General features: G+C 71.7%; 15 protein-coding genes. 9 read left to right on the top strand and 6 right to left on the bottom strand.

What is annotated here, in order from left to right:
* Positions 1-47: 47 nt before the first annotated feature.
* Positions 48-1,838 carry a gamma-glutamyltransferase gene (gene ggt / locus ACWGR4_RS24765; RefSeq protein ID WP_452134238.1) on the bottom strand — a complete coding sequence of 597 codons (1,791 nt, stop codon included), beginning with the start codon at positions 1,836-1,838 and terminating at the stop codon, positions 48-50.
* A 197-nt stretch (positions 1,839-2,035) separates the two neighbouring features.
* The gene (gene miaA, locus ACWGR4_RS24760) at positions 2,036-2,941 is read right to left on the bottom strand and encodes a tRNA (adenosine(37)-N6)-dimethylallyltransferase MiaA (RefSeq protein WP_452134105.1); all 906 of its coding nucleotides are present in this window, start codon (positions 2,939-2,941) and stop codon (positions 2,036-2,038) included.
* A 181-nt stretch (positions 2,942-3,122) separates the two neighbouring features.
* Between miaA and ACWGR4_RS24755 the strand changes: the two genes are divergently transcribed.
* Positions 3,123-3,464: a hypothetical protein gene (locus ACWGR4_RS24755; RefSeq protein ID WP_452134106.1), complete on the top strand. Its 342-nt coding sequence runs from the start codon at positions 3,123-3,125 to the stop codon at positions 3,462-3,464.
* Between the two features lie 167 nt (positions 3,465-3,631).
* Here the strand turns inward: ACWGR4_RS24755 and ACWGR4_RS24750 are convergent, their stop codons facing one another.
* Positions 3,632-4,351: a class III extradiol ring-cleavage dioxygenase family protein gene (locus tag ACWGR4_RS24750; protein WP_379995942.1), complete on the bottom strand. Its 720-nt coding sequence runs from the start codon at positions 4,349-4,351 to the stop codon at positions 3,632-3,634.
* Between the two features lie 61 nt (positions 4,352-4,412).
* On the opposite strand from ACWGR4_RS24750, the gene ACWGR4_RS24745 reads away from it, so the two are divergent.
* Positions 4,413-5,000, top strand: a complete 588-nt coding sequence (locus ACWGR4_RS24745; protein ID WP_379995940.1) for a histidine phosphatase family protein — start codon at positions 4,413-4,415, stop codon at positions 4,998-5,000.
* 28 nt (positions 5,001-5,028) lie between these two features.
* Here ACWGR4_RS24745 and miaB read toward each other — a convergent pair whose 3' ends face one another.
* Entirely contained in the window at positions 5,029-6,510 is a 1,482-nt protein-coding gene (miaB, locus tag ACWGR4_RS24740; RefSeq protein WP_379995938.1) for a tRNA (N6-isopentenyl adenosine(37)-C2)-methylthiotransferase MiaB, read from the bottom strand.
* 68 nt (positions 6,511-6,578) lie between these two features.
* Between miaB and ACWGR4_RS24735 the strand changes: the two genes are divergently transcribed.
* Together ACWGR4_RS24735 and ACWGR4_RS24730 are read left to right on the top strand one after the other, a co-directional pair.
* Positions 6,579-7,580, top strand: a complete 1,002-nt coding sequence (locus ACWGR4_RS24735) for a TAXI family TRAP transporter solute-binding subunit (RefSeq protein WP_452132325.1) — start codon at positions 6,579-6,581, stop codon at positions 7,578-7,580.
* A gap of 210 nt (positions 7,581-7,790) precedes the next feature.
* Positions 7,791-9,710, top strand: coding sequence for a bifunctional serine/threonine-protein kinase/glutamate ABC transporter substrate-binding protein (locus ACWGR4_RS24730; protein WP_452132326.1), 1,920 nt, complete (start codon positions 7,791-7,793; stop codon positions 9,708-9,710).
* A gap of 123 nt (positions 9,711-9,833) precedes the next feature.
* Here ACWGR4_RS24730 and ACWGR4_RS24725 read toward each other — a convergent pair whose 3' ends face one another.
* Positions 9,834-11,249 (bottom strand): ATP-binding protein, encoded by a 1,416-nt coding sequence (locus tag ACWGR4_RS24725; RefSeq protein WP_452132327.1) that lies wholly within the window; start codon positions 11,247-11,249, stop codon positions 9,834-9,836.
* A gap of 36 nt (positions 11,250-11,285) precedes the next feature.
* The gene (locus tag ACWGR4_RS24720; protein ID WP_452132328.1) at positions 11,286-11,963 is read right to left on the bottom strand and encodes a response regulator transcription factor; all 678 of its coding nucleotides are present in this window, start codon (positions 11,961-11,963) and stop codon (positions 11,286-11,288) included.
* A gap of 225 nt (positions 11,964-12,188) precedes the next feature.
* Here ACWGR4_RS24720 and ACWGR4_RS24715 point away from each other — a divergent pair, with 225 nt between their 5' ends.
* From ACWGR4_RS24715 to ACWGR4_RS24695, 5 genes are all read left to right on the top strand, one after another.
* Entirely contained in the window at positions 12,189-12,968 is a 780-nt protein-coding gene (locus ACWGR4_RS24715) for an amino acid ABC transporter ATP-binding protein (protein ID WP_126641699.1), read from the top strand.
* Positions 12,969-13,075: 107 nt separating this feature from the next.
* Positions 13,076-14,026: a glutamate ABC transporter substrate-binding protein gene (locus tag ACWGR4_RS24710; protein WP_379995929.1), complete on the top strand. Its 951-nt coding sequence runs from the start codon at positions 13,076-13,078 to the stop codon at positions 14,024-14,026.
* Positions 14,027-14,175: 149 nt separating this feature from the next.
* Positions 14,176-14,823, top strand: a complete 648-nt coding sequence (locus tag ACWGR4_RS24705; RefSeq protein ID WP_379995927.1) for an amino acid ABC transporter permease — start codon at positions 14,176-14,178, stop codon at positions 14,821-14,823.
* Entirely contained in the window at positions 14,820-15,707 is an 888-nt protein-coding gene (locus tag ACWGR4_RS24700; protein WP_379995924.1) for an amino acid ABC transporter permease, read from the top strand. The genes ACWGR4_RS24705 and ACWGR4_RS24700 overlap by 4 nt, the downstream gene beginning before the upstream one ends.
* Before the next feature lie 148 nt (positions 15,708-15,855).
* Positions 15,856-17,565, top strand: a complete 1,710-nt coding sequence (locus ACWGR4_RS24695) for an FAD-dependent monooxygenase (protein ID WP_452132329.1) — start codon at positions 15,856-15,858, stop codon at positions 17,563-17,565.
* Positions 17,566-17,694 lie beyond the last annotated feature (129 nt).

Below are 17,694 nucleotides of genomic sequence, written 5' to 3'. Positions count from 1 at the left end.
GCCTCGGCGGATTCCGCCGAGGCCGCTCGCGCGTTTTCATTGGCCCGTTATCGGTCCGGGTGCACCACGCCGGCCGCGCCGCCGCCCCGGCGGGTGGGCTCGGCCACCGCTTGGACGCGCCCGCCGGGCAGGAATTCCAGCGCCGCCGCGGCGCCGATCTCCGGGTTGGCCTTGAGCACGTGCCCGCGTTGTTCCAGCGCCGTGCGCAACCACGCCGGCACCCCCGGTTCGACCTCGGTGGCCGCGCCGTTGCGCTGCGACAGTCGCGGCGCCGCGACCGCCTGCGGCAGCGAGAGGCCACGATCGAGCCGCTCGGTCAGCACCTGGAGCACCGTGGTGATGATGGTCGCCCCACCGGGCGAGCCCACCGCGATGAACGGCCGACCGTCGCGCAGCACGATCGTCGGCGACATGCTGCTGCGCGGGCGTTTGCCCGGCGCGGGCAGGTTCGGGTCGAACACGCCCGGGGTCAGCGGCGCGAAGTTGAAGTCGGTCAATTCGTTGTTGAGCAGGAACCCGCGTCCGGGCACGGTGATCGCACTCCCGCCGGTCTGCTCGATGGTCAGCGTGTAGGAGACCACGTTGCCCCAGCGGTCGGCGGTGACCAGGTGCGTCGTGGACAACCCCTCGATCGGCTCGGTCGCCTCCGGCGTGCCGCTCGCCCGGCACGGCCGGTCGTACGGCGGCTTCGGGTCACCCGGCGGCACCGGGCTCACCGCGGCGTGGTCCGGGTCGATCAGGCACGCGCGTTCCTTGGCGAAACCGTCGGCGAGCAGGCCCTTGAGCGGCACGTCCACGAACGCGGGGTCGCCCACGTAGCGGTTGCGGTCGGCGAAGGCCAGGCGCGACGCCTCCAGGTAGTGGTGCGTCGCGGCGACCTCGTCCTGCGTGCGCGGGTCGGTGGTCTCCAGGATGTTCAGCGCCTCGCCCACGGTGGAGCCGCCCGACGAGGACGGGGCCATGCCGTAGACGTCCAGGCCCCGGTAGTCGAGGTGGGTCGGCCGCTGCTCCCGGATCCGGTAGTTCGCCAGGTCGCCGTTCTCGATCAGTCCGGGCCGGAAGACCCGGTCGGCTCCCGGTGCCACCGGCGGTTGTTGCGCGGTGCGCACCACCTCGCGGCCGAGGCCGCCGCGATAGAACCAGTCGACGCCGTTGCGACCGAGTTGCTCGTACGTGCGGGCCAGGTCCGGATTGCGGAACACGCTGCCCACGACCGGCGGTTGCCCGTTCGGCAGAAACAACTGCGCGGTCGGCGTGATGTCGTCGAACCGGGACGCGTTCGCCGCGGTCTGGTCATGGAACGTCTGGTCCACCACGAACCCGCGCTCGGCCAGTTGCCGAGCCGGTTCGAGGGCGGAGCGCAGACTGGTCGTACCCCACGTGCGCAGCGCGGTGTTCCACGTCTGCGGCGTGCCGGGAACCCCCACCGAAAGCCCGGAGTTGACCCCCTGGTCGAACGGGATGGGCAACCCGGTGGCGGGGTCGAGGAACGCGTCCTCCCGCATCTTCGCGGGCGCCGTCTCCCGCCCGTCCAGGGTGCGCACGCTGCGACTGCGCGCGTCGTAGTAGACGAAGTAGCCGCCACCGCCGATCCCCGACGAGTACGGCTCGGTCACGCCCAGCGCGGCGGCCGTGGCCACCGCGGCGTCCACCGCGTTGCCGCCCCGGCGCAGCACGTCCAGGCCGATCCGGGTGGCGTCGGGATCGACGCTGGACACCGCGCCGCCCCACCCGGTGGCCACGGGTTGTTTGGCCGGCGCCTGCGCCGGCTCACCGGGCGACGCGGACGCCACTCCCGGGATGGTCATTGCGAGCCCCAGCGCCGCGACCGACGCCATGGCGCGACGAACCGAGCGAATCACGACCAGCCTCCCCCGAACAGGTTCCGGTGTGTCACGAACCCCCACCGTGCCACGCCGGCCCCACCCGCAACACCCCCAAGTCCCCGACCGGGCCAAGGTTCACCCGGTTGTGCGCACCACCGCGCACCCGGCGCGGAGCGGACGCGCATCGACCCGCCCGGTGGGCAGTACACCTAGGGAGCACTCACCTTTTCCAGGGCCGCTTCGAGCAGGTCGGCGCGGGTGTGGTCCAGCCATTCGATTCTCGGGTCGCGGCGGAACCAGGTGTCCTGGCGGCGGGCGAACCGGCGCGTGGTGCGGACCGTGTCCTCGCGGGCCTCCTCGTCGCCGCACTCGCCCGCGAGCATGCGCAGCACCTGGGCGTAGCCCAGCGCGCGGGAGGCGGTGCGGCCCTCGCGCAGCCCGACCCGCTCCAGCTCACGCACCTCCTCGACCAGGCCCGCCGCCCACATGCGGTCCACCCGTGTGGTGATCCGCTCGTCCAGCACCGGCCGGGGAACGTCCACCCCGATCTGCACGCTGTCGTAGAGCGAGCGGTGGGTGGGCAGGGTCGCGGTGAACGGCCGCCCGGTCAGCTCGATGACCTCCAGCGCGCGTACGATCCGCCGGGCGTTGCTCGGCAGGATCACCGCGGCGGCAGGCGGATCGGCGACCGCCAGGCGCGCGTGCAGCGGCCCGGGCCCCACCCGCTCGGCCTCGGCCTCCAGGCGGGCCCGGATCTCCGGGTCGGTGCCGGGAAACTCCAGGTCGTCGAGGACGGCGCGGACGTACAACCCCGAGCCGCCGACCAGGATCGGGGTCCGCCCGCGCGCGAGCAGGTCGTCGACCACGGCCCGCGCGTCGCGTTGGTATTCGGCCACGCTGGCGGAGCTGGTCACCTCCCACACGTCGAGCAGGTGATGCGGGACGCCGCCGCGCTCGGCGACGGTCAGCTTGGCGGTACCGATGTCCATGCCTCGGTAGAGCTGCATGGAGTCGGTATTGATCACCTCCCCGTCCAGCGCACGGGCCAAGGCGACCCCCAGATCGGACTTTCCGGCCGCAGTGGGACCGACGACGGCAATGACACGGGGACTCACCCCCCAAGTCTGCCGGATCGCCGACCGGTCGCCGCGCACGGCGGGGTACGACGGCGCCTGTCCCGGCACGCGCCGGCGTGCGCGCGCCGTCGCTCGTTGCGGTACGGCCGTGCGCAAGGTCGTGACCGGCCACGTTCGCTCTCGTTGAGCTCGGACACAGACATACGGTCAAGGAGCAAACGTGAGTGTTTTCGACTGGTTCAAGCGGCGCCCCGACACGATGGAGACGGGCGGCTCGTGCTGCTCGGGCAACACGGCGGGCACGGACACCGCCACGCTGGTCGAGGACCGGCCCGGGACGCCGGCCGAGGGGCACGCCGCGACCGAGACCGACGAACCGGTCGCCACCCCGACGCCCCGGACCGCCGGGGACGCGGTCGTCGCGGCGGAGGCGGCACAGACCCCGGAGGAGGCGGACACGGGTGTCGCCCACGACGCCGACGCGGAGGACGCGCCTGCCGAGACCGGCGACGCCGCGCCCGAGGCGGCCGGGAAGCAACCCGCGGCGGCATCGGGCGCGTGAGTCGGACAGCGGGCGGCGGTCACCGGATCCGGTGACCGCCGCCCGTCGCGTTCACGGGGGCACGTGCACCGGGGCACGGCGGCGGCGCCACCGGCGCGGCCGACGGCCGGCCCGCGGCCTCCCACCAGTCACCCGTCAGGCGTGCCTCAGGCCTCAGGCCTCAGGCCTCAGGACCACAGCGCCACGAAATACCCCACGCCATAAGGCGCTTCGTCATACAGCAGCCGCCCGCTCCGGCCCGGGCCCGTCGCCCCGGCCAACACCTGGAGCGCCGGTCGGCCCCCCACCCACAGCTCGTCGGCGAGCGCGGGGTCGAGCGCCGCCAGCGCCGCCGGGTCGGCCGCATCCAGTGCCGCCGCGAGCGCGACGTCGTACGGCTCGGCGCGCGCGTCGAGGTAGCCGGGGGCCTTCTCGGTCCGGCACGCGGACCCGTCGCCCACCACCAGGAGCGCCACCCGATCCGCTCCCGCGACCAGCTCCGCACCCCGCGTCGCACAGCGCGCCGGATCGGCGTCGGCGGCGATCACCGCGCCGGACACCGGGCTCGGGGCGGTGCCCGCGGCGATCCGGTCGGCGGCCCACGGGGAACGGCCGAGCAGCCACGCGCCGACGGCCAGCGCGGGCGGCAGTTCGTGGTCCGCGCCGCCGCCGAGGGTGACCTCCAGGTCGACCCCGTACCGCGCGAAGGAGCCGATCCCGCCGTCGCCGAGGGTCGCCTCGACGGGGCCCGCCCCCACCACCACCAACCGGTCCGGCGCGCTCGCGGCCAGCGCGGCCAGCGCCTGATCGCACGCCGCACGCAGCGCGTCCAGCTCCGCTACGGCCCCGCGGGCCAGCTCGGGCACGATCATCGGGGGGCACGGGACTACCGCGGCGGCTACGAGCATTCAGGGAGAGTACTAAGCGGCCGCCGCGACGCCTCCCGGGTCGCATGATGGGATGGATCACATGCGTGAACTGATGCTGGTGCGACACGGTGAGACCGAGTGGAGCAGGTCCGGGCGGCACACGGGGCTGACCGACATCCCGCTCACCCCCGAGGGCGAGACGCAGGCGAAGGCGGTGGCCGACCTGCTCGCCGGACGCGAGTTCGGGTTGACCCTGGTGAGCCCGCTGAGCCGGGCCCGGCAGACCGCCGAACTGGCCGGGATCACCGGCGGGACCCCGGAACCCGACCTGGTCGAGTGGGACTACGGCGGCTACGAGGGCATCACCACGGATCAGATCCGCGAGCGGGTGCCCGGCTGGGTGTTGTGGCGCGACGGGGTGATCCCCGGCGACGCGGCCCACCCCGGCGAGTCGATCGCCGACGTGGGCCGGCGGGTGGACCGGGTGCTGGAGAAGGTGCGCCCGGTGCTGGCGCGCGGCGAGGACGCGGTGCTGGTCGCGCACGGCCACCTGCTCCGGGTGCTCACCGCCCGCTGGCTGGGCCTGCCGCCCGAGGACGGCCGGCTGTTCCGCCTGGAGACCGCCCGGCTGTCCACCCTCGGCTACGAGCGTGAACAGCCGGCGATGCTCGGCTGGAACGTGTCCTGACCGAACGGCCCAAACGCGGCCCCACCGGTCAGTCGCAACAACCCGCCGGCGCCGACGGCGCCCCCACCGTGACCGGGGCGCCGATGCTCGGCATCCCGAGCAGTACGCCCGGGCTCGGCGCGGGGGTCGAGGTGCGGCGCTCCCACGCGTCGCCCGCGCGGGTGCGCCGGACAGCGAGCGGGGGGCGCTCGGCCAGCAGGTGGTGCGGCGCGGCGTAGGTGATCTCGACCGCGACCATGTCGCCGGGCCGCACGCCGTCGGCGGGGCGCTCGAAGTGCACGAGCCGGTTGTCCGGGGCGCGCCCGGACAACCGCGCGGTGTCGTGGTCCTTGCGGCCCTCGCCCTCGGCGACCAGCACCTCGAGGGTGCGACCGACCTGGGTGCGGTTCTCCGCCCAGGAGATCTCCTCCTGGAGCGCGAGCAGCCGCTGGTAGCGCTCGGTGACCACTTCCTTGGGCACCTGGCCGTCCATCGTGGCGGCGGGGGTGCCGGGGCGCTTGGAGTACTGGAAGGTGAATGCGGCGGCGAAGCGGGCCTCGCGCACCGTGTGCAGGGTCTGCTCGAAGTCCTCGTCGGTCTCCCCGGGGAAGCCCACGATGATGTCGGTGGAGATGGCCGCGTCGGGCATCGCCGCGCGCACCCGCTCGATGATCCCCAGGTAGCGGTCCTGGCGGTAGGAGCGGCGCATCGCCCGCAACATCGAGTCGGACCCGGACTGCAGCGGCATGTGCAGCTGGTGCATGACGTTCGGCGTCTCGGCCATCGCGGCGATCACGTCGTCGGTGAAGTCGCGCGGGTGCGGCGAGGTGAAGCGCACCCGCTCCAGGCCGTCGATCCGCCCGCACGAGCGGAGCAGCTTGGAGAACGCCTCGCGGTCGCCCATGTCGGAGCCGTACGCGTTGACGTTCTGGCCGAGCAGGGTGACCTCGATCACGCCCTCGCCGACCAGCGTCTCGATCTCGGCGAGCACGTCGCCGGGGCGGCGGTCCTTCTCCTTGCCGCGCAGCGCGGGCACGATGCAGAACGTGCAGGTGTTGTTGCAGCCCACCGAGATCGCCACCCAGGCCGCGTAGGCCGACTCGCGGCGGGTGGGCAGCGTGGAGGGGAACACGTCGAGCGATTCCAGGATCTCGACCTGGGCCTCCTGCTCGACCCGGGCCCGCTCCAGGAGCACCGGCAGCGAACCCACGTTGTGCGTGCCGAAGACCACGTCGACCCACGGCGCCTTGCGCACGATGGTGTCCCGGTCCTTCTGCGCGAGGCAGCCGCCGACCGCGATCTGCATCCCGGGGCGTTCGGCCTTCGCGGGCGCGAGATGGCCCAGATTCCCGTACAGCTTGTTGTCCGCGTTCTCCCGGACGGCGCACGTGTTGAAGACGACCACGTCGGCCGGCTCCCCCTTGGGCGCGCGGACGTAGCCCGCCTCCTCGAGAAGGCCGGACAGCCGCTCGGAGTCGTGGACGTTCATCTGGCACCCGTAGGTGCGGACCTCATAGCTTCGCGCAGTCATAACACCCGACAGGGTACGGGGTTTGCTTCCTGGCGTGTGTGGCCGACCTCCATGGCAATATCGCCGCCGTGCCCTCCTTGTCGTTCCTCCCCGTTTCCCTGCGCGACGCCTACGCGCGACGCCCCCGCCTGGTGCAGGCCGGGGTGGCGACGCTGCTGCTGTTCTGCCTGGTCGGGGGTTACCTGGTGATCGGCCGGGACGACCGGCAGGCGCCGAGCGGGCCGGTCTCGCTGGCCACCGGGGTGCCGATGGGGGTGTACCACCGCTACGGCGAACTGCTGCGGCCCCGGCTGTCCGCGGACCTGGGCGTGCGGGTGAGCGTGGATGCCAGCGGAGGGTCGGTGGAGAACCTGCGTCGGGTGGTCGCGGGCGTGGACACCTTCGGCATCTCCACCGCCGACGCGGTGGCCGACCTGGGACCGGGCGACCGGGACCAGTTGCGCGCGGTGGCGCGGCTGTACGACGACTACGTGCAACTCGTGGTGCCGGTCGGTTCGCCGGTGCAGAAGATCACCGACCTGCGCGGGCGTCGGGTGGTGGTCGGGCTGCCCGGCTCGGGGGTGGAGTTGATCACTCGCCGGCTGCTGAGCGAGGTGGGCATGAGCGACATGGAGCAGGCCATCACCCCGGTGCGGGTCGGCATCGGCGAGGCCACCGAGCGGCTCAGGGACGGCACCGTCGACGCGTTCTTCTGGTCCGGCGGGCTGCCCACCGGCGCGGTCTCCGATCTCGCCGAGCACTGGCAGGTGCGGTTGGTGCAACTCGGCGACCTCGCGGGCAAGCTGCGCGATCGTTACGGGCCGGTGTACCGCGAGGCGGTGGTGCCGGCCGACGCCTATCCCGGCGGGACCGAGACGCCGACCATCGCGGTGCCGAATCTGCTGGTCACCCGGGCGTCGCAGGATCCGGAGCTGATCAGGCGGGTGACCGAGACGGTGATGGAGAACCGCGAGGCGATCGGACGCGAGGTGCACGCCGCCCAGTTGGTCGACCCGAGGACGGCGATCTTCACCGATCCGCTGCCGCTGCACACGGGCGCGCTGCGGTGGTACCGATCGGTGAAACCCTGATGGGACAGATCGTGATGCCCAGGGCGTCGCGCGAACGGCTTCGATGGCACATGCTGGGTCGTGTCATCGTGTTCGGGACCGCCATCTACGCTCTGAGCCTGTGGGCCAGACCGTGCGCGGTCCCCGAACCGACGCCGTGAGCCGACCGGGGGGAAGGCTGCACAGCATGTTCAGGGAGGCCCGCTTGCTCGGGAGGAGGGTGCGACCGCGGTGTCCGAGGGGGAGATCGGCCGAATACTGAACAATCGTTACCGGCTGAGCCGCAGTCTCGGCCGAGGCGGTATGGGCGAGGTCTGGCTGGCCGTCGACACCGCCCTCGGTCGCGAGGTCGCGATCAAGGAACTGCTGCTGCCCAAGTCGCTGGACGCGGGATCCCAGCGTTCCTGGCTGGAGCGCAGCAAGCGCGAGGCGATCGCGGCGGCCCGTATTCGCCACGAGAACGTGGTGACGGTCCACGACGTCTTCGAGGAAGACGGTTTGCCGTGGATCGTCATGGAATTGGTGATTTCGCGGTCGCTGGCCGACGTGATCCGCGCGGAGGGTCGACTCGACCACGCCGAGGCGGCCCGGATCGGCCTGGACGTACTGCGGGCGTTGCGCGCCGCGCACGCCAAGGGTGTGCTGCACCGTGACGTGAAGCCGGCCAACGTCCTGCTCGGCATGGACGGCCGGGTGGTGCTCACCGACTTCGGCATCGCCACCTTCGTCGACGCGCCGCAGGTGACCCAGTTCGGCGAACTGCTCGGCACGCCGGGCTATCTGGCGCCCGAGCGCGCGGAACAGTTCGCCCGGTCCCGGCCTAGCGTGCTCACCGACGACGCGAACGGGGACCACACGCTCGCCGACCGGCCGGACGGGCTCGATCCCGCCTCGGACCTGTGGTCGTTGGGCGCGACGCTGTACGAAATGGTCGAGGGCATGGCCCCGTTCCGCCGGGCCTCGCCGGTGGAGGTCGTGGACGCGGTGGTCAACGCGCCGCCCGCGCCGCCCAGGCACGCCGGTCCGCTGGAGTCGGTGATCATGGGCCTGTTGCGCAAGGACCCGACCCGGCGCCTGGACGCCAAGGAGACCGACGCGCTGCTGACCCGGGTGGTGCAGGACTCGGTGCCGGTGACGTGGGGCGGTGATCCGCTGCCCCGCCGTGACGAGCGCGCCGATCGGGACGAGGACGTCGACGCGACCTTCGCGGGCGAGCCGCCGGCCGACGAGTCGTCCGCGCGCCCGGCGCGCCCGTCCCGCTGGTGGCGGCGTACCCGGATCGCGCTGCCCGCCGCGCTGGCCTTCCTGCTGGTCGCCGTCGGGGTGTCGTGGCTGGCGGTGGAGAACAACCGGGCCGAGGGCGGCACGCATCAGGCCGACCCGCTCGCGAACCTGCGCAAGAACTCGCCGACCTACCGGGAGATGGTGGCCCGGGGCCGGGTGATCATCGGGGTCAAGCCGGACCAGCCGGGGTGGAGCGTGCGCACCGGCGATCAGGCGTATCAGGGCTTCGACGACGACGTGGCCCTGATGATCGCCGAGGACCTGGGGTTCAAGGACCGCGTCACGTTCATGGACGTGGAGACGCAAAACCGCGAGTACCGGATCACCAGCGGCCAGGTCGACCTGGTCGTGGCGAGCTACACGATCAACGCGATCCGCGCGCAGAAGGTCTCCTTCGCCGGGCCGTACTACATCGCCGGGCAGGACTTCCTGGTCCGCACCGACGATCCCGGGGTCAACGGCCCCGAGGACCTCGCGCACAGTTCCGTGTGCGTGGTGCGCGAGTCGACCTCGGCGTTGCGCATCCGCGGCGAGTTCCCGACCATGCGGGTCGAGGAGCGCGGCAAGTATTCGGAGTGTGTGGACGAGTTGCTGGCCGGCAGAGTGCGCGGGGTCAGCACCGACGACGCGATCCTGTCCGGCTTCGTCGTGCAACACCCGGGGGCGCTGCGGATCCTGGGCCGGCCGTTCTCCGACGAGCCGTACGGAGTGGGCCTGAGCAAGGGCGACGTGGCGCTCGCCGAAGCCGTATGCGGCGCGTTGAACCGGCACATCGCCAACGGCGACTGGCAGCGCGCCTACGACGCGCGGTTGCGCCCGCTGGGCCTGCCGCAGCCGCGCGCGCCGCAGTGCCGGGTGAACGAGTAGGCCGCCGACCGGACGGGCCCGCGTCCGCCTTCCCGGCGGCCGGGTCCGCGCGGGTGAACCCGGCGCGAGGTGAACCGGAGGCGGCTTCGGCACCGGGTGGATCGCCTCTCGCGCGGCGCCGGTTCAGTCGGCCCTGGGGACCGTCAGCGTGACGGTGAGGCCGCCACCCTCGCGCGCGGCGAAGTCGATCGTGCCGCCGCTCGCGGCGAGCAGCGTGCGGGCGATGGACAGTCCCAGACCGGAGCCGTCCACGTTCTGGTGCCGGGGGCTGCGCCAGAAGCGGTCGCCCACCCGGCGCATCTCCTCGAAGGTGAGCCCGGGGCCGCGGTCGCTGACCCGGATCTCCACCTCGCCGCCCACCGCCGCGCACGCGACGGTGATCGTGGTGTCCTCCGGGGCGAACTTGAGCGCGTTGTCCAGGATCGCGTCCAGCGCGCTGCCGAGCGTGACCGGGTCCACGTTCCCGGTGAGCGCGAGCGGGCCCTCCTGCTCGAACCGCCGGGCGCGCGAGCGGGCCAGGGTCTGCCACGCGTCCACCCGCTCGTGCACCAGCGCCGCCACGTCGACGGCCCGGGCGGACGGGCGCGCGTTCTCGGCCAGTGCCAGTTCGAGGAGTTCGTCCAACACGCGGGTGAGCCGACGGCCCTCGTCCCGCACCCCCTCCAGCGTCTCGCCGTGTCCCGGCGGCAACGACAGACCCAGTTCCTCGATCCGCAGGAGCAGCGCCGACAGCGGATTGCGCAACTGGTGCGAGGCGTCGGCGGCGAACGCCCGCTGCTGGTCCACCACGGTCTCCACGTGGTCCGCCATCTCGTTGAACGACCGTGCCAGGCGCCGCAGTTCCGGCGGCCCCTGGGCGCCGGCCACGCGCGCCCCGAGCCGGCCGGTGGCGATCTCGTGGGTCACCGAGTCGAGCACTCGCACCGGGCGCAGCACCCAGCCGGTCAGCCGGGTCGCGAGCAGCAACGCGGCCAGTACCGCGACCACTTCGCCGGCGAACAGAATCAGCCACACCTGCTGGATCTTCGAACGCATGCGACCGGTCGGCGAGTCGGTGAGCACCACCGCGACCACATCGCCCCGGTGGATCACCGGCACCGCCACCACGATGCGATCGCGCTGCCAGGGCCACACCTGTCCGGGGTCGTCGCTGCGCCGTCCGGCCAGCGCCTCGGTGAATGCGGGCGAGCGCGGATCGACCCGAAATCCCTGATGGGACACGGCAATCGGCTGGCCGCGCCGGTCGAAGGCGCCGACCCGGATGCCGTAGACGGCCTCGTAGCGCTCCAGTTCGGAGCGGAGCATGTCGAGGTCGACGGCGTCCGGTCCGGGCGGCACGTCGCTTTCGGTCTGCGCGCGCAGCGTGTCCGAGACCACGGTCAGCTGGGTGTCCGAAACAAAGCGGGTCAGGTCGTCCACGCGATCGCGGATCAGCTCCTGCTGATGCGCGGCGGCACGGGAGATGGCCAACGGGATGCCGAGGGCGATCAGCACCGCGGTCATCAGGGCGAGGAGCAATGCGAGCAGGCGGGTGCGCACGGGAACCGGTGACGATCCTTCGGGAAGCCGGTGGGATCAGGCCTCGGGGACGACACGGTAGCCCACGCCGCGCACCGTCTCGACGATCGCCGGGTTCCCGAGCTTGGAGCGCAGCGACGCGACGTGCACCTCCAGGGTGCGATTGTTGCCCGCCCAGCTGGTGTGCCAGACCTCGCTGATGATCTGTTCGCGGCGAAAGACCACGCCCGGACGCTGGGCGAGGAGGGCGAGCAGGTCGAACTCCTTGCGGGTGAGCACCACGTCGACGCCACCGACGGTGACCCGCCGGGTGGCCGGGTCCAGCTCGATGCCGCCGGGCCCCTTGGCGGACGGCGGGGTCTCCGCGGCGGGCGCGTCGCTGCGCGTACGCCTGCTCACCGCGTGTATTCGGGCCAGCAGTTCGCCGATGTCGTAGGGCTTGGTGACGTAGTCGTCGGCGCCCAGGTTCAGCCCGTGTATCCGGGATCGAATGTCCGCCCGCGCGGTCACCATGATCACCGGGACGTCGCACAGCCTGCGGATCCGGCTGCACACCTCGAAGCCGTCGTGGTCGGGCAGCGACAGGTCCAGGAGCACCACGTCGGGCACGTCGTCGAGCGCGGCGAGGGCCTCCTCGCCGGTGGTGGCGTGCCGCACGGTGAATCCGTGTCGGCCCAGCACCGCGCGTAGCGGCGCGGCGACACGCAGGTCGTCCTCAACGAGCAGGAGGCGCACGTGGTTCCTCACATCTGACGGTCCGTTACCGACTCTTGACCTCAAGACAAGCTCAAGTGCACTGACTGGAGGGGTGCTGCCTGCCTTAGTGTCACGCACCACCCGGCCTCGCCGGGAGCCCTCGAACCCACCTGCCACCCGGTCGCGCAAAAAGATACGGGACGACTCTGGACGGAGCCCGCCATCGTGACGACGGATGCCTCTGACACCACACCGAAGCCGCCGGTGCTCACCAAGAGCGAAGTCGGCAAGGACGCCGTCCACCCCGGCGCACCCCTTGTCGTCTTGGAGAACGTCAACAAGCACTTCGGCGCCCTGCACGTGCTGCAGGACATCGACCTGACCATCCACAAGGGCGAGGTCGTCGTCGTCATCGGTCCGTCGGGATCGGGCAAGTCGACCCTGTGCCGCACGATCAACCGCCTCGAGGCGATCGACGGCGGCCGGATCACCATCGACGGCGCCCTGCTGCCCCAGGAGGGCCGCGAGCTGGCCCGGCTGCGCTCCGACGTGGGCATGGTGTTCCAGTCGTTCAACCTGTTCGCGCACAAGACCGTGCTGCAGAACGTCACGCTGGGCCCGCTCAAGGTTCGCCGCGAGAAGGCCGATGTGGTCACCCGGCGCGCGCACGAGCTGCTCGACCGGGTCGGCGTGGGCAGCCAGGCGGACAAGTACCCCGCCCAGCTCTCCGGTGGCCAGCAGCAGCGCGTCGCGATCGCCCGCGCGCTGGCCATGGAGCCCAAGGTGATGCTCTTCGACGAGCCCACCTCGGCGCTCGACCCGGAGATGATCAACGAGGTCCTCGAGGTCATGCGCGACCTGGCCCGCGAGGGCATGACGATGGTCGTGGTGACCCACGAGATGGGCTTCGCGCGCTCCGCCGCGAACCGGGTGATCTTCATGGCCGACGGCCGCATCGTCGAGGAGAACACGCCCGAGGAGTTCTTCAGCAACCCGCGCAGCGACCGGGCCCGGGACTTCCTCTCCAAGATCCTGCACCACTGAGCGCCGTCGGGCGCCCCCAGCCCGCCCGACGACGTCGCGACTCCCGCTCCGCAGCCCGTGGTTCGGCCACCGCCAGGCCTGTTCCCCTTTTCCGAAGGACGTTGATCATGAAGATGCGCTCATCCGTGGCCGTCGCCGGCATCGCCGTGCTCGCCCTGTTCGGCACCGCGTGTGGCAAGGACGGTTCGCCCGAGGCCAAGACCCCGGCCGGTTCGACCGGCGGTTCGCAAGGTGCCCCCGGCGCGCCCGGCGGCGCCGCGCCCGAACTGCCCACCTACACCCCCAAGACGGGTGTGGCGCTCACCGGCTCGAAGACGTTCGACGCGGCCAAGTCGCGCGGCAAGCTGGTCGTCGGCGCCAAGGAGGACCAGCCCTTCCTCGGCTCCAAGGACCCGGCCACCGGCAAGGTCTCCGGTTTCGACATCGAGATCGCCAAGATGATCGCGGCCGACCTCGGCTTCGGCCCGGACAAGATCGAATTCAAGGCGATCGCCTCGACCAACCGTGAGAACGCCCTGGTCAACGGCGACATCGACTACTACGTCGGCACCTACAGCATCACCGACAAGCGTAAGCAGCAGGTGTCCTTCGCGGGTCCGTACTACATCGCCGGCCAGTCCCTCCTGGTCCGCAAGAACGAGACCGCGATCACCGGCAAGGACACCATCAAGGGCAAGACGGTCTGCTCGGCGAAGGGCTCGACCCCGCTGCAGAACCTCCAGACCAACTTCCCCGACACCACCACCCGCGTCTTCGACACCTACTCGCTGTGTGTCGAGAGCCTGCTCTCCAACCAGGTCGACGCGGTCTCCACCGACGACGCGATCCTCAAGGGCTACGCGGCCAAGGACCCCAAGGCGCTCAAGGTGGTCGGCGAGCCGTTCACCACCGAGAACTACGGCGTCGGCCTGAACAAGGACGACTCGGTCTTCCGCAACGCGGTCAGCGACGCCATCGAGGCGCACGAGAAGAACGGCGACTGGAAGAAGGCGTACGACGCCACCCTGGGCCTGTCCGGCTCGGCGGCCCCGGCCATCCCGGCGCTCGTCCGCTACTGATCGTCCGCAGTCCCGCGCGCCGGCCGGTCCCGGCTCCCCCTCGACCGGCCGGCGCGTGCCCCCTCCCGTCCCCGCCGCACCAGACCGTGGGTACGGGCCGTCACGCCAACCCCTGAACCCACGATCACGGAGAGGAGGGCTCGATCACGATGCTCGAAGTGATCCAGGACAACTGGGACCTCTTGCGGCACGGCTTCGTCGGGACGCTCAAGCTGACCGTCGTCTGTGGGATCGTGTCGCTTCTGCTCGGCACGCTGATAGCCGCGTGTCGGGTCTCGCCGGTGCCGCCGCTGCGCTGGTTCGGCGCCACCTACGTCAACCTTTTCCGCAACACCCCCCTGACGCTGATCTTCTTCGCCGTCGCGCTCGGTTTCCCGAAGCTGCGCTTCAACTTCTCCTACTTCGAGTTCGCGGTCATCGCGCTGAGCACCTACACCGCCGCGTTCATCTGCGAGGCGATCCGCTCGGGCATCAACACCGTGCCGATCGGCCAGGCCGAGGCGGCCCGCAGCCTCGGGATGTCCTTCACCCAGACGCTGAGCCAGATCGTGCTGCCCCAGGCCGGTCGGGCGGCGGTCCCGCCGATCGGCAGCCTGCTGATCGCGATGGTCCGCAACTCGGCCATCGCCAGCGCCTTCAACGTCACCGAACTCATGGGCACCAGCGCGCAGATGGTCGAGAACGGCTACAAGTCGCTGTGGGTCCTGCTGTGGATCGCGGTCGGCTACCTGATCATCACCCTGTCCATGAGCGCCGCGCTGGCCGCGCTCGAAAAGAAGCTGGCGGTGGTCCGATGAGCCGCGAAGCGAGCGTGCTGTTCGACGTCCCCGGCCCCAGGGCGCGTCGCCGCAACCTGATCATCGGCGTCGTCGGCAGTCTGGGTCTGGCCGCGTTCCTGGTCTTCGTGATCGTGCGGTTCAACGACACCGGCCAGTTCGAGTCGGCCAAGTGGGACCCGTTCCAGTACAACGGTGTCCAGCAGTTCATCTTCGATGGCCTCAAGGCCACGCTGAAGGCGTTCGCGCTGGCTGCGGTGTTCTCCATCGTGCTCGGTGCCTTCCTGGCCGCCGGCCGGCTCTCGGATCACAAGATCGTGCGCTGGGCCTCGACCACGTTCGTGACCTTCTTCCGCGCCATGCCGCTGCTGGTGCTGATCTTCATGCTCTACCTCGTCCCGGGCAGCCAGGGCTGGTGGAAGTGGGATCCGATGTGGCCGCTGGTGGTCGGTCTGACCATCTACAACGGCACCGTGCAGGCGGAGAACATCCGCGCCGGCATCCTGGCCGTGCCCAAGGGGCAGAGCGAGGCGGCCTACGCGCTGGGCATGCGCAAGACCCAGGTGATGACGATGATCCTGGTCCCCCAGGGCATCCGCACCATGCTTCCGACGATCATCAGCCAGATCGTGGTGACCCTCAAGGACACCTCGCTCGGCTTCCTGATCACCTACCCGGAACTGCTCGCGGCGGCCAAGCTGATCGGCGGCTACCAGGACTACAACATGCCGTTCATCCCGGTCACCATCATCGTCGGCACCATCTACGTGGCGATGTGCATGATCCTGTCGGCGTTCGCGACCTGGCTGGAGCGCAGGCTGCGCACCTCCCGCAAGGGCAAGCCGCCGGTCGTCGTCCCGCCGACGCAGGCCGAGTCGTCCCTCGACAAGATGGCCATCGTCTGACCCCGTCGACACGCCGTCCCACCCCGCACCACCGACCGACGCCCCGCGGTGAACGCCACCCGCGGGGCGTCGCTTTGTCGTCGTAGGGCCCCGGTGCCGGATGATGGGCGACGAGTACGACACGTCTTGCAACACTTGGGGGGCCACGATGGCGGGCAACGCTCCGCGCGCGGACTCGGTGATCATCGCGGGCGCCGGGCCCGCCGGTTTGGCCGCCGCACTGGCGCTGGCCGGGCGCGGGGTGCGCTCGGTGGTGCTCGACATGGGCAACGGCACGCCGCGCGCGGGTTCGCGGGCCTGTGGTCTGGAGGCCTCGACGCTGGCCTTCGTCTACGACCTGACCGGCACCCGGCTCGACGGCGCCGCCGAACCGTGGGGGGTCCAGCGCATCCGCCGCCGCAGTCGCGACGTACCGCAGCCGGTGGCCGAGCCCGAGGCTCCGGTGCGCTACGGGCTGTCCCAACAGCGGCTGGAGCGTGCCCTGTTGGACGCAGCGCACGCCAGTCCCCTGGTGACCACCGCGTGGCGTCACCGGATCGAGGGCGTCGAGCAGGACGAGACATCGGTCACCGTGCTCGCCCGGGGCCCGGGCGGGCCGGTCAGGTTTCGGGCCCAGTGGCTGGTCGGCTGCGACGGCGCCCGCTCGGTGGTGCGCCGCGCGGTCGACGTGCGCTTTCCGGGTCGGCCGCGGGTGGACCGGCTGTTGTGCGCCGACGTGAAGGTACGGCTGCCGCGCCGGATCACCGCGACGGCGCTGGTGCCGCCGGACCCCTCGCTCGCCGACGAGCCCGCGAGCCCGGACCTCGGCGGGCCGGCCACGCCGTGGTTGTTCGTCGACCCGCCGTTCCATCGCGGCGGTACCGTCCTGGCCCAGCCGCTGCCGGACGACGTGTGGCGGCTGACCTGGCAGTTGCCGATGGCGCACGGGGTGGCCAAGGCGGCCGAGGAGACGCGGGTGATCCCGGTGACGGGCGATCCGGCCGACCCCAAGCGCATCGCCGCGCGGGTGCGTTCGGTGCTGCGCACCCTCGACGCGCTCTCGCCCGAGCCCGACGCGTCCGAGGATCCCGCGCACGACCTGCTGTGGAGTGGCGAGTACGAGGTGCATCAGCGGCTCGCCCGGCGATTTCGGGTCGGCCGGGTGCTGCTCGCCGGCGACGCCGCGCACCTGGTCCACCCGTCCGCCGCCGACGCGGTCGAACTCGGCCTGCAGGACGTGCGCAACCTGGCCTGGAAGCTGGCCTTCACGCTGCGGGGTTACGCGCCCATCCGGCTCCTGGAGACGTACCACGGCGAACGCCGGGGCGCCGCCCGCCGTCGACTCGCGCTCGGGGAGGACGCGCTCCACTTCCTCGCGCCCGCGAGCCCGGCGCAGAAGGTCGGCCGCCGGCTGACCCTGATGGGCGCGCGCGGCAAGGGCACCACGCTGCGCCGGCTCGACCCGCGCGGGCCGGCGGCGAGCACGTCCGGCCCGGACTACGCCGGCTCGCCGCTGCTCACCCCCGGGCCGGGTGTGGGCGAATGGATCCGCGACGTCGAGGTGTTTCGCGCGGACGGCGCCGAGGGATGGCTGAGCGAGTGCCTGGACCGCGGCCTGGTCGTGCTGCTGATCGCCCCCGGCATACAGGTGTGGCACGGCGACGGCTGGCGCGAGGCCGGCCTGATGCCCAGGCTGCGCGGCCGGCTGGACAAACTCGCCGCGCCCGCCGAGCTGGTGGTCACCCCGGACTACCCGGGCACCACCGCCCACACGATCCTGCTCATCCGCCCCGACGGCTACATAGCCGCCCACCTGCCCCCCGAAAACCTGGACATCCTCGAGGAATCCATAAACCGAGCCCGCGGAGCCGGCCACTGACACCCGGAAACGGCCCGGCCCACGTCGTCCTCGACCGCCGGCCGGGCCGAAGTGTGCCGCCGGGTTCGGAACCCGCCCTCGGCAAAACCAAGCACCGCACGGATTGATTACAGCCCGTCCGGCGTTCGA

The sequence above is a fragment of the Embleya sp. NPDC055664 genome (assembly GCF_053618075.1).
The sequence above is the reverse complement of the archived record's forward strand: the minus strand, read 5'-3'. Positions and strand labels throughout refer to the sequence as shown.

Coding starts and splice junctions, on each gene's coding strand:
- ACWGR4_RS24710 (WP_379995929.1), top strand. CDS start 13,076: ATGAAGATGCGCTCATCCGTGGCCGTCGCCGGCATCGCCGTGCTCGCC.
- ACWGR4_RS24705 (WP_379995927.1), top strand. CDS start 14,176: ATGCTCGAAGTGATCCAGGACAACTGGGACCTCTTGCGGCACGGCTTC.
- ACWGR4_RS24700 (WP_379995924.1), top strand. CDS start 14,820: ATGAGCCGCGAAGCGAGCGTGCTGTTCGACGTCCCCGGCCCCAGGGCG.
- ACWGR4_RS24750 (WP_379995942.1), bottom strand. CDS start 4,351: ATGCTCGTAGCCGCCGCGGTAGTCCCGTGCCCCCCGATGATCGTGCCC.
- ACWGR4_RS24695 (WP_452132329.1), top strand. CDS start 15,856: ATGGCGGGCAACGCTCCGCGCGCGGACTCGGTGATCATCGCGGGCGCC.
- ggt (WP_452134238.1), bottom strand. CDS start 1,838: ATGGCGTCGGTCGCGGCGCTGGGGCTCGCAATGACCATCCCGGGAGTG.
- miaB (WP_379995938.1), bottom strand. CDS start 6,510: ATGACTGCGCGAAGCTATGAGGTCCGCACCTACGGGTGCCAGATGAAC.
- ACWGR4_RS24745 (WP_379995940.1), top strand. CDS start 4,413: ATGCGTGAACTGATGCTGGTGCGACACGGTGAGACCGAGTGGAGCAGG.